The 22,735-nt window shown below is 41.3% G+C and carries 21 protein-coding genes and 1 tRNA gene; 13 read left to right on the top strand and 9 right to left on the bottom strand.

Annotated features, from left to right (window positions below; all coding sequences use genetic code 11):
* Positions 1-6 precede the first annotated feature (6 nt).
* From lptC to metG, 3 genes are all read right to left on the bottom strand, one after another.
* On the bottom strand, positions 7-1,251 hold the full coding sequence (lptC, locus tag NWP25_RS13145) for an LPS export ABC transporter periplasmic protein LptC (protein ID WP_280651069.1): 1,245 nt from the start codon (positions 1,249-1,251) through the stop codon (positions 7-9).
* Positions 1,251-1,880, bottom strand: coding sequence for a LabA-like NYN domain-containing protein (locus tag NWP25_RS13150; RefSeq protein WP_280651070.1), 630 nt, complete (start codon positions 1,878-1,880; stop codon positions 1,251-1,253). The genes lptC and NWP25_RS13150 overlap by 1 nt, the downstream gene beginning before the upstream one ends.
* A gap of 172 nt (positions 1,881-2,052) precedes the next feature.
* A complete protein-coding gene (gene metG, locus NWP25_RS13155; RefSeq protein WP_280651071.1) occupies positions 2,053-3,654 on the bottom strand; it encodes a methionine--tRNA ligase in 1,602 nt (533 codons plus the stop codon).
* A gap of 370 nt (positions 3,655-4,024) precedes the next feature.
* Between metG and NWP25_RS13160 the strand changes: the two genes are divergently transcribed.
* The 10 genes from NWP25_RS13160 to NWP25_RS13205 all read left to right on the top strand — a co-directional run bounded on the left by NWP25_RS13160 (position 4,025) and on the right by NWP25_RS13205 (position 14,735).
* Positions 4,025-4,750, top strand: a complete 726-nt coding sequence (locus NWP25_RS13160) for a lysophospholipid acyltransferase family protein (protein ID WP_280651072.1) — start codon at positions 4,025-4,027, stop codon at positions 4,748-4,750.
* Between the two features lie 290 nt (positions 4,751-5,040).
* Positions 5,041-5,892: an alpha/beta fold hydrolase gene (locus NWP25_RS13165; protein ID WP_280651073.1), complete on the top strand. Its 852-nt coding sequence runs from the start codon at positions 5,041-5,043 to the stop codon at positions 5,890-5,892.
* Positions 5,893-5,983: 91 nt separating this feature from the next.
* The gene (locus NWP25_RS13170) at positions 5,984-7,135 is read left to right on the top strand and encodes a hypothetical protein (protein ID WP_280699559.1); all 1,152 of its coding nucleotides are present in this window, start codon (positions 5,984-5,986) and stop codon (positions 7,133-7,135) included.
* Between the two features lie 184 nt (positions 7,136-7,319).
* Positions 7,320-8,795 carry a leucyl aminopeptidase gene (locus tag NWP25_RS13175; RefSeq protein ID WP_280651075.1) on the top strand — a complete coding sequence of 492 codons (1,476 nt, stop codon included), beginning with the start codon at positions 7,320-7,322 and terminating at the stop codon, positions 8,793-8,795.
* 331 nt (positions 8,796-9,126) lie between these two features.
* Positions 9,127-10,152 (top strand): phosphate acyltransferase PlsX, encoded by a 1,026-nt coding sequence (gene plsX / locus NWP25_RS13180; protein WP_280651076.1) that lies wholly within the window; start codon positions 9,127-9,129, stop codon positions 10,150-10,152.
* A 126-nt stretch (positions 10,153-10,278) separates the two neighbouring features.
* Complete coding sequence (locus NWP25_RS13185) at positions 10,279-11,271, top strand: beta-ketoacyl-ACP synthase III (RefSeq protein WP_280651077.1); 993 nt, start codon at positions 10,279-10,281, stop codon at positions 11,269-11,271.
* A gap of 71 nt (positions 11,272-11,342) precedes the next feature.
* Positions 11,343-12,230: an ACP S-malonyltransferase gene (fabD, locus tag NWP25_RS13190; RefSeq protein WP_280656402.1), complete on the top strand. Its 888-nt coding sequence runs from the start codon at positions 11,343-11,345 to the stop codon at positions 12,228-12,230.
* A 223-nt stretch (positions 12,231-12,453) separates the two neighbouring features.
* Positions 12,454-13,092, top strand: a complete 639-nt coding sequence (locus tag NWP25_RS13195) for a lysophospholipid acyltransferase family protein (RefSeq protein ID WP_280651079.1) — start codon at positions 12,454-12,456, stop codon at positions 13,090-13,092.
* A gap of 185 nt (positions 13,093-13,277) precedes the next feature.
* Positions 13,278-14,315: an AI-2E family transporter gene (locus tag NWP25_RS13200; RefSeq protein ID WP_280651080.1), complete on the top strand. Its 1,038-nt coding sequence runs from the start codon at positions 13,278-13,280 to the stop codon at positions 14,313-14,315.
* A gap of 126 nt (positions 14,316-14,441) precedes the next feature.
* Positions 14,442-14,735 (top strand): DUF2288 domain-containing protein, encoded by a 294-nt coding sequence (locus NWP25_RS13205; RefSeq protein ID WP_280651081.1) that lies wholly within the window; start codon positions 14,442-14,444, stop codon positions 14,733-14,735.
* A 68-nt stretch (positions 14,736-14,803) separates the two neighbouring features.
* Here the strand turns inward: NWP25_RS13205 and NWP25_RS13210 are convergent, their stop codons facing one another.
* From NWP25_RS13210 to NWP25_RS13220, 3 genes are all read right to left on the bottom strand, one after another.
* Positions 14,804-15,331: a YdcF family protein gene (locus tag NWP25_RS13210; protein WP_280651116.1), complete on the bottom strand. Its 528-nt coding sequence runs from the start codon at positions 15,329-15,331 to the stop codon at positions 14,804-14,806.
* 236 nt (positions 15,332-15,567) lie between these two features.
* A tRNA-Arg gene (locus NWP25_RS13215) sits at positions 15,568-15,641 on the bottom strand.
* Positions 15,642-15,684: 43 nt separating this feature from the next.
* Entirely contained in the window at positions 15,685-16,782 is a 1,098-nt protein-coding gene (locus tag NWP25_RS13220; protein ID WP_280688629.1) for a tocopherol cyclase family protein, read from the bottom strand.
* Between the two features lie 103 nt (positions 16,783-16,885).
* Here NWP25_RS13220 and NWP25_RS13225 point away from each other — a divergent pair, with 103 nt between their 5' ends.
* Entirely contained in the window at positions 16,886-17,095 is a 210-nt protein-coding gene (locus NWP25_RS13225; RefSeq protein ID WP_280656400.1) for a WD40 repeat domain-containing protein, read from the top strand.
* 458 nt (positions 17,096-17,553) lie between these two features.
* Here the strand turns inward: NWP25_RS13225 and NWP25_RS13230 are convergent, their stop codons facing one another.
* The 3 genes from NWP25_RS13230 to pgeF form a co-directional block, all read right to left on the bottom strand.
* Positions 17,554-18,387: a metallophosphoesterase gene (locus NWP25_RS13230; protein WP_280651083.1), complete on the bottom strand. Its 834-nt coding sequence runs from the start codon at positions 18,385-18,387 to the stop codon at positions 17,554-17,556.
* A gap of 87 nt (positions 18,388-18,474) precedes the next feature.
* On the bottom strand, positions 18,475-19,305 hold the full coding sequence (locus NWP25_RS13235) for a metallophosphoesterase (protein WP_280699561.1): 831 nt from the start codon (positions 19,303-19,305) through the stop codon (positions 18,475-18,477).
* A 56-nt stretch (positions 19,306-19,361) separates the two neighbouring features.
* A complete protein-coding gene (gene pgeF / locus NWP25_RS13240; protein ID WP_280699563.1) occupies positions 19,362-20,147 on the bottom strand; it encodes a peptidoglycan editing factor PgeF in 786 nt (261 codons plus the stop codon).
* 76 nt (positions 20,148-20,223) lie between these two features.
* Between pgeF and NWP25_RS13245 the strand changes: the two genes are divergently transcribed.
* Positions 20,224-21,042 (top strand): biotin--[acetyl-CoA-carboxylase] ligase, encoded by an 819-nt coding sequence (locus NWP25_RS13245; RefSeq protein ID WP_280651086.1) that lies wholly within the window; start codon positions 20,224-20,226, stop codon positions 21,040-21,042.
* Between the two features lie 83 nt (positions 21,043-21,125).
* Complete coding sequence (locus NWP25_RS13250) at positions 21,126-22,682, top strand: M23 family metallopeptidase (protein WP_280699565.1); 1,557 nt, start codon at positions 21,126-21,128, stop codon at positions 22,680-22,682.
* The last annotated feature ends 53 nt before the right edge of the window (positions 22,683-22,735 follow it).

The raw sequence follows: 22,735 nt of genomic DNA on the forward strand, positions 1-22,735 counted from the left end.
TAATGACTAATTAGGGTATTGAGGAACAATTTCTGTTACTACCCTGCTTCCAGATTTCCCCCTTGTTACTAAAATGTCCTTTGTTTGCAAATTACCAACGGCTGTTTCACCTGTAAAATTTATTGGTGGCTCAATTTGACGATAAACAACATTTCCCTGAGCTTCTAATAATTTTTTCTCTAAATACCAATTTAGTTGATTAGAACTGAGGGTTTGACTACCCTGCCCTATAACTTTAACATTACCCTTTAAATTAACAACTTTTTCCGGTATTTTCATTTGTCCTTGATTGGCTGTTACTGTCACATTTTCAGCACGTTGGACAACAGTTACAGGGGAATTTGTCATCACTGTTTCTGCTTTTGTGTCCCAGGTCATGGAGTTACTAGCTATTTGCGTTGGTGGATCCAGTAAATCTAGCCGGGCATTTTTTTTGATAGTAGCAACTTTAGTTTTTAAGTTGACTTTGCCAGCACCTCCCTGACCACGGTCAGTAATTTGATTGTTATTGTAACGCTCAATTTCTATAGGGACATCGCTAATTAATGCTTCTTCTTTTATCCGCCAAATTAAATTTTCTGTTCGCATTTGCACTGGAGGGTCAACGGATTTGGCTACTACTCTACCAGAAAATTCTATACGCTGTTCCCGGGTTTTAACTCGTGCTTCTTGGGCCGTTGCCTTCAGTTGTTTATGAGTCCCATTGAGTTGATTACGAACAATTAATAAATCTTCTTTAGGTAACCATTCTAATTCATTACCTTGCAATACAATACCATTGATAGGGTCTGTTGCCAGTATCTTTCCCTTCAGAAATAGCTTTTCACCATCCTGTTCTATATCTGCTTTGTCTGCTCGTATTTTATAAACTGGTTTACCATCCTGGTATAGTTCACCAACAGGACTTTCTGCCTGCCCAATTTGTTTTTCTTTAGTGTATATTGCTTTTTTAGATCTGACTTTCCACAGTGGTTTTCCTACTTCATCTGCCTGTTCTAAAGTGACATCAAAAAATGTCAAATTGCTTTCTTCCAAGGATGAATCAGCATCATTTGACCCAGAACCTGGGGGGGGTTTGCCCCCACAAGCCACTAACCCAATTACCAATAAAAAAGTTAAAGGCAGGTAAAATAATTTTACTTTTAGTTGTAAATAATTGAGTGATGAAAATAATTTGGGTAAATTTACTTTAATTTGACCTTTTTCCACACAATTGACACTATTTTTCTGCCTAACTTTTTGATATTTCATTAATCTTGGATTTCTAACTGTTGGTTAGTTTCTCTGATATCTTCCAGAAAACCCATGGTGGATAAAGGTCGATACGGATAGCTTTGACGCGGATTTTTTTGGATATCTTCTTTGATGGCTTCTAAATCAATGTAGCGATCGCTGACATTAATTAAACTATCACTGGTCATGGAGCGCAAACTAACAACTTCGACGCGCACACCACGATAACTTACAGAATTTACCGCATATGCCAAATCTCCATCGCCACTGACTAATACTGCAGTGTCATAAGAATCTACTAAAGCCATCATATCCACGGCAATTTCTACATCCAGATTGGCTTTTTTTGAACCGTCTGGTAACTGCACTAAATCCTTAGCAATGACTCGGTAGCCATTACGACGCATCCACAACAGAAACCCTTGTTGCTTTTCGTTAGTGCGGTCTACACCAGTATAAAAGAAAGCTCGCAATAGTCTAGAACCGCCAGTTAATCGGCATAGTAGTTTAGTGTAGTCAATTTCGATTCCTAGTTGTAACGCAGCATAAAATAAGTTAGAACCATCAATAAATATAGCTACACGACCTCTATTTTCTAAGACTTGTTCCGGCGTAAATATTGAATCACTTTCTAGATTATTCAACATTGTTGTCATACCTCATTATTATTGTTGTTATATTTGATACTCATTTACCAAGCTGATATCTTAGAACGGCTTATGATAAGGCCTCGGAGCTAATAAGTAAGTTAAGCCCCGATTAGTTTTTTGAGAAAATTAAGAAGTTGAACAGATGAAAAAATGATAGTAAATTAAAGCGCTAATCCTTTTTTGGAGCTTCTATTCGCTTAAACACGGGTTGGGGTTTACCCAACAATTGTTTACTGGTTAGTATTCCCCATTTTGAATGGGTAGCAAAAGAGCCCAGCATTGAAGTTTTTATTTGATCATTAAAGTCAATTCCAAAACCGAGCTGCTCATAAATAGCACTACTAATATTTGGAATCACTGGGGAAAGAAGATAAGCTGCTAGTCTAACAGATTCTAGAACTGCGTACAGTACTGTTTCCACTTCCTGCTGCTTGCCTTGTTTATATAGTGACCAAGGGGCTTGTTCATCAATAAACTTGTTGCTGGTTCTAACCAGGACAAGGGCAACTTCACAGGCTTGGTTAAAAGCTAACGCTTCATAGGCTTGTCGTACCTTTTCCCCTAGATGTAAACCAATCGCTCTCAAAGGGTTGTCGTCGTTAATGGTTTCATTGGTAATTGGTATTCCATCACTACCACAGTATTTTTTCACCATATTCAAGGTGCGATTTAGCAAATTACCTAAGTCATTAGCCAAATCTGCATTCAAAACATTAATGAATCTAACTTCATTAAAATCGCCATCTTTACCAAATTCGATTTCCTTAAGGAAGTAATAACGAACTGCATCACTACCATAGGTTTGAACTAACCTTACAGGATCTAGAGTATTACCCAGAGACTTGCCCATTTTTTGACCATCTTTAGTCAAAAAACCATGCCCAAACACCTGCTCTGGCAAAGGTAAACCAGCTGACATTAACATGGCCGGCCAATAAACTGCATGGAATCGGAGAATATCTTTACCAATTAAGTGCAGGTTGATTGGCCACCAATTTTTTAAAGCATTGGCTAAAGTTGCTTCTGCATCTGGCTCTAATAATGCTGTGACATAAGCTAGCAAGGCGTCAAACCACACATAAAGGGTATGTTTGGGATCAACTGGTACAGGAAAACCCCACTTTACATTTACCCGGGAAATGGAAAAATCTTGTAACCCTTGACTGACAAAGCTTAAAACTTCATTACGACGACTTTCTGGTTGAATAAAATCTGGTCGAGATTGGTAAAATTCCTCTAGTTGTGCTTGATAATTAGATAAGCGGAAAAAGTAGTTTTGCTCATCTCGCCACTCGACTTCCTTGTTAGTATGAATAGGGCAGCGCCTTTCCTCTAATAGTTCCCGTTCTTCTTTATATTCTTCACAAGATACACAGTACCAACCTTTCTGTTGTCCTTGGTAGATATCGCCTTTTTCCCAAACTCTTTGGAAGAACTCTTTGACGATGGCTTCATGACGAGAAGCAGTAGTCCGACTAAAGCGATCAAATTGAATATTTAGTAAATGCCATAAGTTGATAAAACTAGGCACAATTTCATCACAAAACTCTTGTGGATCTTTCCCTAAACTCTCTGCTGAACGCTCAATTTTCTGCCCATGTTCATCTGTACCTGTAATCAGCAATACCTCATGGCCTAACAGCCTGCGAAACCGCGCCTCTGCGTCTGCTGCCATTGTTGTGTAAGCACTGCCAACATGAGGAACATCATTGACATAGTATAGGGGTGTTGTCAATGCAAATGTCTTTTCTGTTTTATTGACTAAATCCATACACAATTAAAAAATAAATTATTAAAATCTTTTGTATCTGACTTTTATTGGTAAAACCACGCAATTATATAATCATACTCCTAGTTTGACAAACCGTAATTTAATATTAGCAAATTTCTCACGACAAAAATTGTTTATTAATATGTATATATCAGGTTAGTATTGACTCACAAGACATAATTCACCTAGTGATAACTCTTTATAATGATTGCTATCATCTGAATTGTGATTGTAACTACATAACCCCTATCTACAAATAACCTAGCTAGGTTTATAGATAAAAATTTTCTAGATTAAGATTGGCTAACTATTAATACAGAAATGTAAAAATTCAATGGGATTTTTTCAGAAAAAACATATTAATTTTCCTATGAGCGGCAATAGACCCCTGGATATTTCTCGCTATTTCCTAGCGGCGTTATCGACGCAAATGTTTCGCTATCACGAAAATCGCATTCCCAAAGATGCTAGTGTTCTGGTAGTCAGCAATCACCGTAGCTTTATGGATGCACTGGTTTTAATGTCGGCGCTATCCAGTCCAATTCGTTTTGCTTGCCATCACTATATGGGGCAAGTACCAATCATGCGGGAGATTGTCACAGGAGAATTGGGATGTTTTCCCTTAGAGAATGAGCCAAACCGTCAGCAAAGCTTTTTTCAGCAGTCACAGAAAATTTTACGGTCAAAACAGATGGTAGGTGTTTTTCCCGAAGGAACTCGGCCAATGGTGACATCTACCCTTCCCCATGAAGTCGGTAAGTTTCAGAGAGGATTTGCTCATTTGGCATTGCGGTCTACTGTACAGGATTTGGCAATTTTACCAATTGCCATCGCATCCCTACAAGAAGTCAATACATATGGCTTACCTCTACGACTGTTAACTTTCTTCGATCCTTCAGAACCTTTATTCGATCAACCAGGGCTGCATCCCTTGGTTATATATCGTCGAGTTGTTGTATTAATTGGTCACCCTTATTGGGTTACGCCACAACATCAGCAAAAATATCACGGCAAACAAGCTAAAAATGTTGTGAGTGAACTGACTGGGCATTGCCATAATCAAATTGCTACTCTACTACAAAAAGGTTGTTACTAGAAAGTCCGGTATTTTTGACATTTCTATAGAAAAACTCGCCTAAACTTCACAAATATTAGTTGTTTAAGCAGTGTTTTTTCATCTGATAAATTTAATCTTTTTTTATGAATTCAGTTGAGCAAAATTATTCAATTGCGATTCAGTGTGGTTTTTATTAACCAGGCTATTATTTTATCATAATTTTAGTATGGCTATTGTGCTTGAATCCTTCTGTAATCCCATCTACAAAATTCAGGGATTTTCACCCAGGCAATGCCAAGAAAACCAAAAAGTTAAATTGAAATTTTATCATGCCAAAAGTTGAGCTAAAACCTTGTTTTCTCACTCCTAACCGAGTCCAACTAGATTATCCGTTGTTTGTGTATTTACCAGGATTAGATGGAACTGGGCAACTGTTGCGATCGCAAACAGCAGGCTTAGAACTTGGCTTTGATGTTCGGTGTTTGGCCATTCCCAGACAAGACCTCACCACCTGGGATGTATTAAGCAGTAACGTCTTGGACTTAATCCACACCGAATTAGAAAAAAGCTCCCAAAGACCAGTTTATCTTTGTGGTGAGTCCTTTGGAGGTTGTTTGGCAATGAAAGTAGCAACCAAAGCACCACAGTTATTTAAACGAATTATCCTGGTCAACCCAGCATCTGCATTTCAACTTCGTCCCTGGTTGAGTTGGACATCTCAAGTGACTTACTTTGTTCCAGAATGCTTTTATGATGTTGGCGCACTAGGTTTATTACCATTTTTGGCATCCTTGGCACGTATTCCCCGGAACGTGCGCTACGAATTGTTGAAAACTATGCGTTCTGTACCCCCAGTCACAGTTAACTGGCGATTGTCTTTATTGAAAGAATTTAATGTCACTGAAAACCAGTTACGCCAAGTGAATCAATCAGTTTTGCTCATCGCAGCTGCAAGCGATCGCCTTTTACCCTCTGTAAAAGAAGCCAAACGTTTGGTTAGCATTTTACCCAACACTAGGATGGTTGTATTACCCAACAGCGGACACGCCTGTTTACTAGAAACAAATATTAATCTCTACAAAATTTTAGGAGAGCATAATTTTTTAGAACACCAGCTGAAACTATCTCAGGAGTTGGAAACTAAGGCAAGAACACAAAAGTCAAAAGCTAATGACCAATGACCCCTAAGTTTGTTCTTTGAGGAAGATGTCATATCCTTCTCTGTTTACTAAAACTTAAAGAAGAGCCTGTTAATAATTATGGTCTCAAAAAATGGCAGATAAATCGAAACTAGAAACAGAGGTAAAAAAGGCAGATAATTCACCAAGGGAAGAAAAGGAATCTATATTCGAGTCTTTAGTTAAAACTGTCCAGGCTATTGGTGAGGTAGGAGAGACAATGACTCATACCCCAGCCCAAGCAAGCAAAATAGTTTTAGATAAATCCATTGGCCCAGGAATAGTTGCGGCAAAACAAACATATAAATTAATTGAGCAAGCCACTGAAATCATTGGTAATGTAGTTCATCGCATCAGTGAAAATTGGTTGATTAGAAAACTAACTGGGGTATTAAATCTTGATTGGTTGATTGGCATTAGTGAAACCGTCGATTTGGAAAAAGCACAAGCACATGTAAATCAGATCAAGCAAAAGTATTCCCATGAATCACCCAGTCAAATCGCCCATAGGATCATGGTTGACAAAGCCACGAAAGCCGGAGGAATTGGTCTAGCAAGTAGCATTTTGCCAGGACTGGTAGCCCCGTTGTTGGCAATTGATTTAGCTGCAACAACAAAATTACAATCAGAAATGCTTTACCAAATTGCCGCAGCTTATGATTTAGACTTAAAAGACCCCGCCCGTAAGGGGGAAATTTTAGCAATTTTTGGTTTGGGTTTAGGTGGTGGTCGTCTTTTGAGATTGGCTGGATTAGGCTTGTTGAGAAATGTACCTTTTGCAGGTGCTGCCATCGCCACTAGCACAAATGCCACAATGATATATTCCCTGGGATATGCAGCTTGTGGTTTTTATGAAGCCACCCTAGATGGGTCAACTTCCCTGACCGCTCCAGAAACATTAGCAACTTTACAGGCAAAAAGTGATCAATATCTGGAAACAGCCTTAGCTCAAAAAGCAGTGATGGATCAAATTTTGGTGCAAATAATCCTCGATAGTTATCCAGGGAAGACTTGGGAAGAAATCTTATCGGAATTGCAAAGGGTGAATTTGAGTGATGACTCATTGGCAGCCATCGCTGAAAACATTAAATCACCCCAGCCCATAGATCAGCTATTACAACAACTGAATCCTGATTTTGCAATTCCTTTATTGGCTAGATGTAAAAAAATTGCCCAACTGAATCCTGATTTTGCAATTCCTTTATTAGCTAGATGTAAAAAAATTGCCCAAATAGCCGCTAGTTAATCCTGAGATGATCCAACAGACAAGGGAGAAATTCCTCGTTACTCCCTGAGAAAAACATATCAACAAGATATATTTCAAGATTTGCATCTCCCATCCAAACATCCCTACAGGCATGTTTCAGCCAATAAAAAGAAAATTTTACGTAATACTGGTACAAGCAGGAAAACTTACATCCAATCAGAAAATGAAAATTCAACCCAGTGACACGCCTTTGCTACAGTGGGCAGGCGATACTTTGGCCATAGGATTATTTGAAGATGCAGTGGAGTTAACCGATGAACTAGCAAAATTAGATGAACAGTTTGGCGGTGTTTTAAAAGAACTGATTGCCGAAGAAGAATTTACAGCCAAAGCCTACAGCACCATTTTCACCCGCGTAAGATCTGCTAGCCCGATCCGCAAAGTAATTTTAGTGGGCTTGGGGAAATTAGAAGCTCTAAAACTAGAAACCCTGCGACGTGCTGCTGCTGCTGTAGCCAGGGTGGCAAAAAAACAAAAAAGCATAAGTCTAGGCTTGAGTTTCCCATTATGGAATAACCAGTCAGATGCAACTGCTCAAGCCCTCACCGAAGGTGTACAACTAGCCCTACACCAAGACCTACGCTTTAAGTCTGAACCAGAAGAGAAAGAAACAAAACTCCAAACCTTAGATTTACTGGGATTAAGTGGACAAGAAGCAGCAATTACCCTCGCCAATCACATCGTTTCTGGGGTAATCTTAACCAGGGAATTGGTAGCAGCACCAGCCAATGAAGTCACACCCATTACCTTGGCAGAAACAGCCCAAGGGATGGCTACTGAACACGGCATAGATGTAAAAATCCTAGAACGGGAAGAGTGCGAAAAGTTGGGTATGGGTGCTTTTTTAGGAGTTGCCCAAGCTTCAGACTTACCGCCAAAATTCATTCACCTGACTTACAAACCCGAAGGTACAGCGAGACGCAAACTAGCAATTATTGGTAAAGGTTTAACTTTCGATTCCGGCGGACTCAATATTAAAGGTGCTGGTAGCGGCATAGAAACCATGAAAATGGACATGGGCGGTGCAGGTGCTATATTGGGTGCGGCAAAAGCCATTGCTCAAATTAAGCCAGATGTAGAAGTTCACTTCATTTCCGCCGCCACAGAAAACATGATTAGCGGTCATGCCATGCACCCAGGGGACATCCTCAAAGCATCTAACGGCAAAACAATCGAAGTGAATAACACCGACGCTGAAGGACGTTTGACCTTAGCTGATGCCTTGGTATATGCAGACAAATTAGGAGTAGATGCCGTTGTTGACTTAGCAACCCTCACGGGTGCTTGCATCATTGCCTTGGGTGATGATATTGCCGGCTTGTATACTCCAGATGATGCTCTAGCTTCTGAATTAGAACAAGCTGCTGAAACAGCCGGGGAAAAATTATGGCGGATGCCAATGGAAGAAAAATATTTTGAAGGTTTGAAATCTGGAATTGCCGATATGAAAAACACCGGGCCCCGGGCTGGTGGTTCAATTACTGCCGCTCTTTTCCTCAAACAGTTCATCAAAGATACTCCTTGGGCCCACTTAGATGTGGCTGGGCCAGTGTGGACAGATAAAGAAAACGGTTACAACAGCCCAGGAGCCACCGGTTACGGCGTGCGAACCCTAGTTAATTGGGTATTAGCTGCCTAAAAAGTAGGGAGGAGGGAAGAGGAAGTAATGACTTGAAGATTTAGGATGAGGCTGTAATCTACGATACTCATTGCCCTGTATAGGCTTTGCTCAAGCCAATCCAAAATTCCCCATTCATTGCCCCACTTCTGACTCCCCAAGCCATAGGAACAGTAGAAATCCCCAGATTTATCTGTAGGGACAATCCAAAGTGTTTGAAAATTCCTGGTATCTTGACCTGACTACAAAAATATATTGCAATAGTCGCGAAAATCATACTTGAGTCAAAAAGTTACGATTTTTGAGCAAAGCCATCTGGTAAAATTTGTAAGGTTTCTAATAGCTCTAAGCAATGGGATCGACAGGCGTACGGATAGCAATTGACGCAATGGGAGGGGATCATGCACCCGGTGAAATCGTAGCTGGCGCACTCCGCGCTAGTGAGGATTTGGGTGTGAAAGTATTATTAGTTGGTGATCCCCAAAAAATTGCAGCTGCCCTGCCCCCAAAAACTAATTTGGAGCGGGTAGAGATCGTTTCTGCTGAAGAAGCGATCACAATGGATGAGGAGCCCTTAAATGCAGTTAGACGCAAACGCAAGGCTTCTATTAATGTGGCAATGGATTTAGTCAAGCAGCAACAGGCAGATGCTGTGTTTTCTGCGGGACACTCTGGAGCAGCTATGGCAGCAGCTTTGCTCCGCCTAGGACGATTGCCAGGAATTGACCGGCCAGCCATTGGTACGGTTTTTCCCACAATCAAACCTGCTAAACCAGTACTAATACTAGATGTTGGTGCAAATGTAGATTGCCGTCCTAAGTTTTTAGAGCAGTTTGCCATCATGGGGTCAACTTATAGCCAGTATGTCTTGGGTATTACCAAACCTCAAGTAGGTTTGTTGAATATTGGTGAAGAAGACACTAAAGGTAATGAAGTAGCTCTACGTGCCCACCAACTACTACGGGAAAATTCCGAAATTAATTTTATTGGTAATGCTGAAGGACGTGATGTACTTTCTGGCAACTTTGATGTGATTGTCTGCGATGGGTTCGTGGGCAATGTGTTATTGAAATTTGCCGAAGCAGTGGGTGAAGTAATTTTGCAAATCTTACGAGAAGAATTACCCCAAGGATTGCACGGTCAAATTGGTACAGCAATTTTAAAACCGAATTTGACACGAGTCAAACAGCGCATGGATCACGCAGAACATGGTGGTGCTCTGCTTTTAGGGGTTGCTGGAGTCTGTTTTATTGGCCACGGTAGTTCTCAAGCTCCTTCAATTTTTAATGCAATTCGCATGGCCAAGGAAGCTGTAGACAATCAAGTGCTCCAAAGACTACAGTCTCAATATAAAATCCTACAGCAGGAAACAAGTTAGGAATTAGCCATAAAACTAGTGATCAATAAACTGGAAAAAGTCATTGGTCAATAAGAAATGACTAATGACTCATGGCTGACGACTGATAACTAATGACTAAAATGCTTATAGCTGTGGAGATTAGGAGTGGAAAACTTAGGCATAGCAATTACAGGAAGCGGATCGGCAGTACCAAAAACTTCCCTCACCAACCAAGCACTGACTGAATTGGTGGAAACTTCAGATGAGTGGATTGCCACGAGAACCGGAATTAGTCAACGGCGTTTGGCACTACCATCTGAGTCTTTGAGTGTCCTTGCTACTGCTGCAAGCAATCAAGCTATTACATCTGCTGGCATCAAAGCAACAGACCTGGATTTGATTTTGCTGGCAACATCCACCCCTGATGACTTATTTGGTACTGCATGTCAAATTCAAGCTGAATTAGGCGCAACCAAGGCAGTAGCCTTTGATTTGACAGCTGCCTGCTCTGGCTTTGTATTCGGGCTAGTGACAGCTGCCCAGTACATCAAAACAGGTGTTTATGAAAATGTACTTTTGATAGGGGCAGATATCCTCTCTCGTTGGGTAGATTGGCAAGATCGACAGACTTGTGTATTGTTCGGTGATGGTGCTGGGGCAGTAGTATTACAAGCTAATCCAAGTGATCGCCTATTAGGATTTTCTCTAAAAAGCGACGGTACGCAAAACCATCTCCTGAATTTAGGTTATAGCCCTTCTACCCAAGAATTGCTTCCAGAGGTAAATATCACTCAAGGCACTTATCAGCCCATCACCATGAACGGCAAAGAAGTCTACCGCTTTGCTGTCCAAAAAGTCCCAGAAATTATTGATAAGGCTTTATTTCAAGCCAATCTCACTGTTGAGCAAATAGATTGGCTAGTATTGCATCAAGCTAATCAACGGATTATTAACGCCGTTGCTCAACGCCTAAATATCCCAGAAAACAAAGTAATTAGCAATCTTGCCCACTACGGCAACACCTCTGCCGCCTCCATTCCCCTAGCCCTAGATGAATCCGTGCGGCAAGGCAAAATTAAACCTAACGAAATCGTTGTTGCATCAGGCTTTGGTGCCGGACTTACTTGGGGCGCAGCAATCTTTCAATGGGGAAGGTAGTCAAAGGTTAAAGGTCAAAAAAGCATACTCTCTTCGATGACAAATGACCAACGACAAATGACCAACGACAAATGACTAAAACTGCATGGGTGTTTCCCGGACAAGGTTCTCAAGCTCTGGGAATGGGAATTGATTTATTAGATATACCTACCGCCAAAGATAAATTTGCCCAATCTGAAGCGATTCTGGGCTGGTCTGTAACGGAATTATGTCAAGAAGACGAACAAAAGTTATCACGGACGCTCTATACACAGCCAAGTCTTTACGTTGTAGAAAGCATCTTGGCTGATCTTCTCCGGGAACGGGGACACACACCAGATGTAGTTGCCGGTCATAGTTTGGGTGAATATATCGCTCTTTATATTGCAGGTGTGTTTGAGTGGTCAGCTGGTTTACATCTAGTCAAACGTCGTGCCGAACTCATGGATAGTGCCGCAGGTGGTATGATGGCAGCTTTGATGAACTTTGACCGCGAACAGTTAGATATGGTTCTTGCTCAGACACAAGATGCTGTTTTGGCCAATGATAATAGTCCGGCTCAGGTGGTTATTTCTGGCACTCCAGAAGCTGTAAGGTCTGTGATGTCGAAAGTTAAAGCCAAACGTGCCATACCCTTAAGAACCTCCGGAGCTTTTCACTCACCCTTTATGGCAGCTGCGGCAGCAGAATTCCAAGACATTCTGGAGTTGGTGGAATTTGAACCTGCTGTTGTACCAATATTGTCTAACGTAGATCCGTGTCCATGTACTGATGCCAAAATTATTAAGCACCGCCTCAGCCAACAAATAACCGGCTCGGTACGTTGGCGAGAAATTACTCTACAATTACATGCTCATGGCATTGAGCAAGTGGTGGAAATTGGCCCCGGTAATGTGCTAACTAATTTAATCAAACGCACCACTCCAGATTTAATCCTAAGAAATATCCGTAATGCTGAGGAACTGCTACATAAGGGTTAGTAGCCAGTTAGTGTTTTGATCACAAACCCTTACCGGAAAACGAACTAAAGTCATGGCCATTGCTTATGCTAAATTTTAATTTGAGTTGAATTAACCTGTTAAGCGGCTAAATCAGCTCATCTCAATTTAATTAAGATAGGTAGTGCGGGTATACTTTGACTGCCCTCAGTAGGAGTCTTCCTCGCTATGATTATACAAATTAAATGGTAACAGCTTATCTTCCGTGACCAGAGAACGCGAACCTTTTATCAGTCTGGTACTGTACCACGCTTTTAAGTGGTCAGTTGTTAGCCCTATGCTTCATGCTTACTTTCAAGGGCGAATTTATGGGGTGGAAAATGTCCCCCAAACAGGGGAAGTAGTAGTGGTGAGTAATCATGCTAGCTACTTTGATCCGCCCATTGTCTCTAATTGTGTATGTCGTCCTGTGGCTTACATGGCCAAGGAAGAATTATTTGAAGTTCCCGTTTTAGCGCAAGCAATTAAATTGTATGGTGCTTACCCAGTGAGTCGAGGTAGCGCCGACCGCCAAACCATCCGTTCCGCCCTAGAGTATCTTAATAATGGCTGGGCTGTGGGTGTTTTCTTGCAAGGTACTCGCACTCCTGATGGTAGGATCACAGATCCTAAAAGAGGGGCTGCACTACTAGCAGCAAAAGCCAAAGCACCATTATTACCCGTGAGTTTATGGGGTTCTGAGAAGATATTACAAACAGGCTGGCCAATACCTCGTGCAGTTCCTTTAACTATTAGAATTGGTAAATTAATTCATGCACCCATTTCCACTGACAAAGAAGAATTACAAGCTGTGACCCATCAGTGTGCTACAGCAATTAATGAATTGCATGATTTAGGGCGGTGACGGAGATCACTAAGCAATATACCTTAGGGAGGTAGCGATTGCGCCAGGAACAGTACCGGAGGCAATCACAACTAATATTCGATATGCTCAAAACATAACTTAAAGATATAGACTTGCCCTTGTGGGTCTAAAACACTTCTCTAACGACTTTTACAACATCTTCCCATTACAAATTACCAAGTAGTATGAGCGGCTTGAAAACCAAAAATATTTGGGATCGATTAAATAATTTGGTCTTAGTCCGCTTTTTACTCTTTGTCGCTTCTGGCTGGGCTATAGTTCAGCTTTTAGCTTATTTTGAAGCAGTGATTGTTATTTTTACATTTGCTGCTATTTTAGCTTTTTTACTCAACTATCCTGTGGAATGGCTACGGCGCTTTTTGCCCAATGGTTTAGCAGTTATTGTAGTTTTTTTGATCAGCATTGTCATCATTGGCAGTTTAATAATTACCGTGGGTTTAGCGGTTATATCTCAAGGACAACAATTAGTTGACAGCATCTCTCTATTTTTAAACTCTTTTATACCTCTATTAGAAAGAATTGAACAATTTCTCCGCAGTCGTAATCTACAAATAGATCTAACTGTTATTGAACAACAATTACGATCACAAGCTGTATCAGCTTTGGTCACTAGCTTGGCCTTTTTACAACAATTTTTAACTGATTTTTTGACTTTTATATTAATTGCGGTTATTGCTTTTTTTATGTTACTTGATGGAAGAAAAATTTGGCATTTCACTATCAAAGTTATCCCCATACATCACCGCGTTAGATTTACCAATATTATCAGACATAACTTTTTAGGTTTTTTCCGAGGTCAACTACTGTTAACCTTATTTCTGACCAGCTCGACTTTTGTAGTTTTCTCAGTCTTAAGAGTACCTTTTGCACTAATATTGTCTTTAATAGTGGGAACACTAGACATAATTCCGGGTATAGGAGCAACATTAGGCGTTAGTGCAGCTACTTTGCTAATACTATCTCAAAATGTGTGGTTAGCATTAAAAGTATTAGCAGCTTGTATTGTGCTACAGCAGTTACAAGATAACTTACTTGCACCTCGAATTATGCAAGGTGCGCTCAATCTTAACCCTGTTGTAGTATTTTTTGCTTTGTTAATAGGCGCTAGAGTAGCAGGTTTATTGGGTGTTTTCATCTCAATTCCCATTACGGGAGTAATTGTGTCTTTGTTTGAAATTGACGAAATGAAATCAGAGGTTTAGTTAATTTTTATTCACTGATAATTAGCTCAAGTTCAAAAAAGGTCATCAGCAAATTCGCCATTTTCCAAGCATTCGGGAATATATAATCATGTAAAATCAGTCTTAGAAAGACTAACAAGGGGAATTATGTCCGATTTAAGAACAGAACTAACAGCAAATCTGGATGAGGCTGAGTGGGATTGGCTAATTCCTCATGTACAAAGGGATGCAGTGATTGTGGTATCACAGGATTTGAACTTAATTGATGTAGGGGTGGCCATCGCCACTGATCAAGTTTCATCGGTACAACAGTGGATTGATCAACAACTAATGGCTAAACCGTCAAATACACAATTGGGAAATTGGAATAGCGATCGCTACAAACGATTTCACACACTCATCATCCAACCCTATGTTCTAGTCCAGGAAATGGCGGTATAAATTATTAGAATAGAAGCTTGGTGAAGATGGGGGTGAAGTTTAAGTCCCACCTCCATCTCACTAACCATTCAGTTTTTGTGATTATGTTCAACACCGGTGTAACCGGTAGCCACCCAAAGTAAAGCTCTAGCTCCATCACGGATAGATTTATCCATGGGTTCATGTACCTTTTTTGAAGGTACTGATACTGGTTTTAATTTAATGCCCCGACTACCCAAAACTATCTCGCCAATTACGCGGGCGCGCCGCATATGAAACTCAGAAGTAATTAAATAAATACGCTTAATACCTCTGGCTTGCAACTTATCTACTACTGTAGTAAAATTAGTAACAGTATCTACCGCTTCATAATCCAAGTGTAATCTTTTGGGATCAACTCCAGCCCTAACAAACACATTCTCAGTGGACTCAGGTGGACTACCCCCAGAAATCCAAATTGGTAAATTTGGATGCTCGCGGACAAAATTCGCTGTAAACTTCTCTCTTTCTAACTTTGGCGTAGAACCACCCAGAACTAATACTGCTTGGGGTGGTAACTCCTCAATTTTCGATTCTTGGTATCCCAGCCACATCAGTATAGGTAGGGCGAAAACCATAAACCGAAATGAATGACCTGTAAATAATAGATTATTCTTCAAGGCTCTATACTTTCGTCTGTTCAATCCAGGTTTTTATATGAAAAAAGATAAACAACTATGTAGGTTAGCAGATTGTAGGAAAATTTACCCAAATATAAACTGACATGTTTATTTATTCTGCATTTATTCTGCACTGTGTCGGAAATTTATCAAACACTTCCGACTCCCTGTTTTATTTAGTTATTGTCTTAGGACGGGACTGGCCAGGCTCGAACCGGCGACCTAGCGCTTAGGAGGCGCTCGCTCTATCCATCTGAGCTACAGCCCCAACTGTAAAGCATATGCAGGCAATTACTATGATAGCAGTAGTCTTAGCTAGACTGCCAAGAATTATCCCAAGAACCGCCGCCTATTTCTAAACCACAAAGAGAACTTTGGGCTTTCAGGATTGTTGTAGACTTTTTGTCAGTGAATTTCCGTAACTTTAAGTCTAATTTTCCTTGCATAGTATCCCGACAACAGAATAGTAAACCATTGGCCGTAGGTGCCCGCAAGGGTGTACCAGGTAAATGGGTGGTTCCAGTTAATTCAACTTCGTAATCTAGGTTTTTTGCCCGCATTTGCCATCTACCCCACGGCTGAATATCCCATTCTACTTTTGCATTCCAGGGAACGAATTCATAAAACTTGCCTTGATGGTGCAAGCCAATCATAGCTACAGATTCCATCCACCACAACACCCCACGTTTACCACCCCCAGCAGTTAAAGCCAAATCGGCTTCGCCGTCAAAGCTATTACAATTTAACCAAAACCATTTTTGCGGAAAAGCACCCCCCCAATTTTTTTCTCCGTAAGCTGGGGCGTTAGTAAATTCATAGATTTTACCATTCCAATCAATCCAACCACTTGCCACACCATGTGCCATTAAAATTTGCCATCCAGGTTCAAAAATCTGCAAAAATGATAGCCAGCCGGCGGTGGATTGCTGAATACTATTTTGATTTCCCCAGTAGTATTTCGGCTCAATTTCGTACAGCCAACGGCAATAATTACCAGTAGCCGGATCGTGAATTTCTCCCTGATTTAAAGTAGCTGTAGCTTGATAACCTTCTTGAATATGACGTTCAAACTCCGTGGGTAGGAGGTATAGAGGTTGGCTTGTGAGGTCGGTTTTACCCCAATGACCTAATGCGAGAACATCTCGACTAGCCCAAAAATTTTTTACATCAGGAAAGGTGCGACATATATACTCATCATTCGGTCCCAAAACTTGGGCTGCACCACCGCTATCAGGTTTACCGCCAATGGGGTCTTCAATGGAGTACATAAAAGCAAAAGTTTGACCACGGTGTGGCAAAGTTACGCGATAATACCAACCTTCAAAGAAGCGGCGACCACCACCATCCCAATGGTACCCACTATGAGGAGTTTGGGTAAATTGAAGAATATTTACAGGAATGGTTAACATAGATTTATCATAGATGCCTGTTTCTTTCAGTATGAGTGATGAACTCAATATTAATTGAGCTTATAAAATTTTGGGATTGATATTCGGTGCGTCACAGACACCAGTGAAACAAGTTTACCGTGGAATGCTAGCTGCGGAAAATACGAAGAAGCCATCGCAGACTTTACCATCAACTAAAAATGAATACCTCACCCTTAAAGGTGGCGGGGAATCCCCTTGGTCTGGAGTAGTTAGTTGTGTAGCTTTTAGCCCTGATGGTCAAACTTTAGCTAGTGGAAGTGGGGATCACAGGGGGATAAAACTAAAATATTAAGAAAAATTACCGCTTTGTTACAAGAAATGAATACTGCTTAAGTTTACTAAACACCTTGCACTACATTGAATAATGTGATGCTAAATTAAGAGAAGGGTACAAACAAGTTAAAATTTAATTAACCTAAAGTTTGCAATTGGAGCCTGTACCTCCTGCTCTAGTTACCTCGCAATTATTACTCATGTGTTGCATCCACTAAAAGTTTGTTCATTTTTCGGTTTTGAACTGTTTATTTTTTTTGGAGGTTTTTGAATTTAGAGAGATAGATGCCTGTTTGTTTTTGTGATCAAGGATGCTCAATTTTGAGATTAACAGTTGCGAAGATTGTCCACCTTATTTGAGTTAGTTCACCCTGTTTTTTAAATCTTCTGAAAAAATTTCGTGTTTAATAAGCCGCCGTGGGTTACTGATACTTTTCCATCGTAACTTGCGGCGGTTTAAGAATAAGTAAAAAATAACTATTGGTTAATTAAAGTAATTACAGTGACTTCAGGTGGACAAAATAAACGTCCAGGACGATAAGTTCCTAAGCCGCGATTGACGTATAACTGATTGTGGGAAACTTGGTGAAAACCTTTGGCCCACTCCCAATGACGTACTACTTTTGAGCAGTCTCCTAGTAATAATGGTTCCCAACGTAGCAGTTTTGGAGGAAGTTGTTTCAGTAGCTTTTGATAATGAAAAACCACGGGGCCAAGTCCTGGTAGCACAATATGACCTCCGTGAGTATGTCCAGATAATTGCAAATCTACTCGCCACTGTTGCAATATCTTAGCAGTATCTGGGTTATGAGATAAAACAATCCTGGGTGTAGCAGAATTCAGTTTGTTCATAACTAACCCGGGGTTGAATTCCCGTGACCAATAATCCGCCAGCCCTACTATTGGTAACTCTTGTCCGAAAGGATAAGCAATTTCATTCCACAGGACATGAATCCCAGTGCTGGTTAGGGCAGATGTTACTTCGGCTTTTGAGTTTTTGTAATATATATCATGATTGCCCAAGACGGCATAAATACCACGGCGGCTTTGTAGATGTTTGAGTCTGAGGGCTAGTTGGTGAATTGGTCTAGGATCATCGGTTACATAGTCGCCAGTTAATACAATTATGTCTGGTTCAGCTTCGTTAGTAGCAGCGAGAGCTTGTTCTAAAAGTTCTTCAGAAAGTCGCACCCCATCATAGTGAAAATCTGTCAACTGTACCAGCTTTGTACCTTGCAAAGATTGTGGTAGATCCGCAATCTTAACCTTTAACTTATCTACACTTAAACGTCCCGTAAACAACCAGTGCATAGTGCAACAGAGACTCCTCATGCCAGCGTTTACAGCTTATCAAAAATTAAAATACATCTTGGGTAAGTGCAAGAATTTAAACTTAAATTACGCCCTTTCCAGGATAATTTCTGTAACTTCAGGTGGACAAAATAAACGTCCAGGAAAATAAGTTCCCAAACCACGATTGACATAGAGCTGATTATTTCCTAACAGATGTAAACCTTGCGCCCATTCCCAATGGCGTATTAGAAGGTAGTTTCTGCCTAGAAAGGGAAAGCAAGACCGTAGTTTCATCGGTATCTTGGGGAAAATTTTTTTGTGGTAAATTAAGATGGGTCCTAATCCTGGGATTACGACTTGACCACCGTGTGTGTGACCAGATAATTGCAAATCTACTCGCCACCTTTGTAATAACTCCGCAGTATCAGGGTTGTGAGATAACACAATTCGAGGTGTATCAGGATCTATTTGGTTCATCACTAACGCCGGATTGAATTCTGGTGAATAAAAATCCGCCAGTCCCACTAATGGTAATTCTTTTCCAAAAGGATACCCGATTTCATTCCACAAAACTTTCACTCCTATGGGATTCAGTGCGGCGATAATTTCCCTTTTTGAACGTCTGTAATATATGTCATGGTTACCCAGTACTGCATAAATACCAAACTGACTTTGTAGGTGTTTGAGTCGTAAAGCCAGAGTATGAATCGGTTCTGGGCTTGTGGTTACATAGTCACCAGTCAATAAAACTAAATCCGGTTTTAATTGGTTGCTAGTTGCGATGGCCTGTTCTAACAATTCTTCTGACAGTCCCATACCATCGTAATGAAAGTCTGACATTTGCACCAATTTCTTACCTTGTAAACATACAGGCAAGCCCCTAATCTTAACCGTTAATCTCTGTATACTCAACGGCCCAGATAAAAACCAGTGCATAACTTATTTAATAAACCCCCACCGTAACATAAAAATATGCCTTCGCGCAACATTCATTAAAGTGGAGTCGTCATACTCACAATTCCTGACCATTGAACTTTTTTCTCTTGTTGCCGGCGATAGGAAAAGAAATATTCTGGAGTTTGGTAAGTACAATAAGGGGCGATCGCTATTTGTTCTGCACTAATACCGAAGGTTTCCATCTGTAAAACATTCACTCGTCGCACATCCAATCTCACCTTTCCGGGGCTGGGATCCTTTAACAAAGGTGAATTTGGTAACTGATACAAAGCATCAATGATCTGCTCTTCCCCTCCATGGGGGGTAATACTAGCGCCAATTTCCGCCGCCACTTGCACAGAAACTTGGTAAACTTCACCTGCTATGGCAGGCCCCATTGCAATGCGTAAATCGTCTAACTTGCTACCTTTTTCTTGCAGTCTGGCCATGGCCTGGGGAACAATCTTCTGAGCAGTTCCCCGCCAACCCGCGTGTAATGCTGCCACTTGTCCAGTTTTCACATCACCAATTAAGACAGGTGTACAATCTGCGCTGGCTACCCAAACGGCTTGTAGCGGTCTTTGGCTCATGACACCATCCCCCAAGACCAACCCAGAGTCTTCTTCCCCTGTCTGGTTCTCAATTTCTTGTGGAGTCAGAACTATATTGCCATGTACCTGCTTCAAGCGATATGCTGATGCATCTGGGTGCAGGACTTTTGTCAATTCTTGGGGCGATCGCGGCCAAAACTGCTGAGTAAAAAAGCCGTGATACCAATCTTTAAGAAGACTACAAGTAAGATAAGGTAGTCCTTGCCAATTATGCCAGTGCCAAGTGTGCATCTTGAACCAAACCTAAACATAAATCAAAATCAATCAATTAATGCTAACTTGAACAACGGGATTTCGGTTAACTGCTGTGGGATTTAATCGGCAACTCTTAGAAACTGCCCTAAAATCAGGAATTTGGTATAATTATTTACCATCTTCCCTACATATTTTTGACAGTGTTTCTTCAACTAATCAGATCCTCTGGGACTTGCTAAAAAACGGAGCCGATAAAAACTCTATCGTCATTGCTACTCAGCAAACTGCTGGTAAAGGACAATGGGGCCGTCAGTGGATTTCTCCCACCGGAGGACTATATCTTTCGGTGGGCATTGTTCCTAAACTAGAAGCTACCGATAGTTATCGGCTGACCCTAGCTAGTGCTTGGGGAATTGCTGCTCAACTGCGCCAATGGTGCATAAGTGTAGGCATTAAATGGCCTAATGATTTAGTATTGCATGGTCGCAAACTCGGCGGCATTTTGACAGAAACAAAAGTCCACAATGGACAAATCATACAAGCAGTGATTGGCGTTGGTATTAACTGGGCTAACCCGGTACCTGATACTGGCATCAATCTCCAATCCTGGCAAGCTTCCCAGCCTCACAAGGCTATCTCTTGTCTGGAGATACTCACTTCCACAGTTTTACTCGGCATAAAATCCGGTATTGACTGTCTGTGCCAAGAAGGAGTAAGTGTACTCTTGTCTCGATATTTAGATTTATTGACAAATATTGGTGAACAGGTATACATCAATAATCTTTTAGGCACTGTGGTGGGCGTAACTTCACAAGGAAAACTTTGTGTATCTTTTAATACTGATGACACAAATGAGATAAAGACACCAGAAATTTATATGGAACCCGGTACAATCAGTTTGGGTTACCGTGAATCTTCGGTTTTACTTTAGGTTTGTTGAAAATTAAGCTCTTTGGGCAAGACAAACCACTGACATCATCTCTTTAGGCTAACTTAAAAAAACAGAGAGAAACAATGACGCAGCGCTATAAATCTGCCCATCATCACTCCCACAACTTATCAAGACGCCATTCTTACGGGAAACTCTTGCACATCTATGTATCTACCCTACCAGCACAAAGCTTTTTTTTGCTGAGTAGTGTCAGCTTCCTAAGTAGCGGGTTAGCAGTTGCCCAAACACAAACAGGTATAGATAATATTGTTCCCACTGTTGAAACTTCCCGGCCAACAGCAGTCATCCCAAGTAACGTAAAAAAAGATATTGTTTCTTCAGCACCCTCTCGACCAGAATCAGACCTCGCACAACGGCAAGCTGACCTGAAACAGAGACTCCGTAGTAGACAACAAATATCACCACCTAAGGTAAATGTCACAATAAAGCAACCTAAAACAGAGGTATCACCACCCAAGGTAAATGTCACATTAAAGCAACCTAAAACAGAGGTATCACCACCTACTGAACACCTTACCTTGCCTGAAAAACTCCCAAAAGTTGCTAGACCATCAAGTAATTCCCACAGAGTTACCAGTGCAGAACCAGGGAAAACCAAGGATTATAATAACGCCTATATCGATCCCATCAACTACAACACTAACACCACAGCTACCTATCAAGCACCTAGCTCTGTACTGCTAACAGAACGCTCTAGTGGTTGTCAAACCGTTTTACCATCCGGGCAAAGTATCTCAGGGAGTAATTGTGCTGGGGTAACCCAGAAACCTGCCCCCAATCAGCCCGTAGCTAATTCTGATGTTAAAACAACACCTAACTGGATCAAAGCCAGCCAAAACACTCAGGTATCTAAAGTTGCGACAGTTCCACCAGTAATTACCACAAACAGTAAGAACACATGGCAGCCTAAACAAACCGCATCTCGTGATATCAGCAGAGCTGCATATCGCCCGAATCGGTTTATCCCTAACCCCAGCAATTTCTCTACTAAAACAGCTATCGCATCTCCCATCCCAGGCAATGGAGGAACTCTACCACCACCAATGGCAGTAGGTAATATTGCACCCCGTCCTAGTAGAGTAGATTACAACTTTCCATTAGCATCCGTATTGCCACAAATTCCCTTCACTGGGACACTGGCCCATAGTAACCACAGGGGAATGATATTTCCGCTTTCCATACCCGCCCGTATTACTTCTGTATTTGGTTGGAGAACTCATCCTATCACAGGCGATCGCCGCTTCCACTCCGGTACAGATTTAGGTGCTCCCATGGGTACACCAGTAGTAGCCAGCGCTCCTGGTGAAGTGGAAACTGCTAACTGGTTGGGTGGTTATGGTCTAACCGTAATTATCAACCACCCTTCCGCCCAGCAAACCCTTTATGGTCATTTGTCAGAACTGTTTGTTCAACCTGGTCAAAGGGTAGAGCAAGGAACCGTGATCGGGCGAGTTGGTAGCACTGGTAATTCCACAGGTCCTCACCTGCACTTTGAAGTCCGCCACCTGCAACCACAAGGTTGGGTTGCCGTGGACTCAGGTGTACAATTACAAATGGCTCTCAATCAGCTTGTACAAGCCTTACAAACTCCTCGACTGGCTCAACAACCGGATAGCTAAGAATGGGGATTGGGGATTGGGGAAGAGTTTTTCTAATACTCAAAACCCACTCC

Origin of the sequence: Umezakia ovalisporum Ak1311 (assembly GCF_029891685.1) — a bacterium.
Classification (GTDB): Bacteria; Cyanobacteriota; Cyanobacteriia; order Cyanobacteriales; family Nostocaceae; genus Umezakia; species Umezakia ovalisporum.

Coding starts and splice junctions, on each gene's coding strand:
- NWP25_RS13230 (WP_280651083.1), bottom strand. CDS start 18,387: ATGCACTGGTTGTTTACGGGACGTTTAAGTGTAGATAAGTTAAAGGTT.
- NWP25_RS13160 (WP_280651072.1), top strand. CDS start 4,025: ATGAGCGGCAATAGACCCCTGGATATTTCTCGCTATTTCCTAGCGGCG.
- pgeF (WP_280699563.1), bottom strand. CDS start 20,147: ATGCACACTTGGCACTGGCATAATTGGCAAGGACTACCTTATCTTACT.
- NWP25_RS13200 (WP_280651080.1), top strand. CDS start 13,278: ATGAGCGGCTTGAAAACCAAAAATATTTGGGATCGATTAAATAATTTG.
- fabD (WP_280656402.1), top strand. CDS start 11,343: ATGACTAAAACTGCATGGGTGTTTCCCGGACAAGGTTCTCAAGCTCTG.
- NWP25_RS13170 (WP_280699559.1), top strand. CDS start 5,984: ATGGCAGATAAATCGAAACTAGAAACAGAGGTAAAAAAGGCAGATAAT.
- NWP25_RS13150 (WP_280651070.1), bottom strand. CDS start 1,880: ATGTTGAATAATCTAGAAAGTGATTCAATATTTACGCCGGAACAAGTC.
- NWP25_RS13210 (WP_280651116.1), bottom strand. CDS start 15,331: ATGGTTTTCGCCCTACCTATACTGATGTGGCTGGGATACCAAGAATCG.
- NWP25_RS13205 (WP_280651081.1), top strand. CDS start 14,442: ATGTCCGATTTAAGAACAGAACTAACAGCAAATCTGGATGAGGCTGAG.
- NWP25_RS13220 (WP_280688629.1), bottom strand. CDS start 16,782: ATGTTAACCATTCCTGTAAATATTCTTCAATTTACCCAAACTCCTCAT.
- lptC (WP_280651069.1), bottom strand. CDS start 1,251: ATGAAATATCAAAAAGTTAGGCAGAAAAATAGTGTCAATTGTGTGGAA.
- NWP25_RS13235 (WP_280699561.1), bottom strand. CDS start 19,305: ATGCACTGGTTTTTATCTGGGCCGTTGAGTATACAGAGATTAACGGTT.
- plsX (WP_280651076.1), top strand. CDS start 9,127: ATGGGATCGACAGGCGTACGGATAGCAATTGACGCAATGGGAGGGGAT.
- NWP25_RS13250 (WP_280699565.1), top strand. CDS start 21,126: ATGACGCAGCGCTATAAATCTGCCCATCATCACTCCCACAACTTATCA.
- NWP25_RS13175 (WP_280651075.1), top strand. CDS start 7,320: ATGAAAATTCAACCCAGTGACACGCCTTTGCTACAGTGGGCAGGCGAT.
- NWP25_RS13165 (WP_280651073.1), top strand. CDS start 5,041: ATGCCAAAAGTTGAGCTAAAACCTTGTTTTCTCACTCCTAACCGAGTC.
- metG (WP_280651071.1), bottom strand. CDS start 3,654: ATGGATTTAGTCAATAAAACAGAAAAGACATTTGCATTGACAACACCC.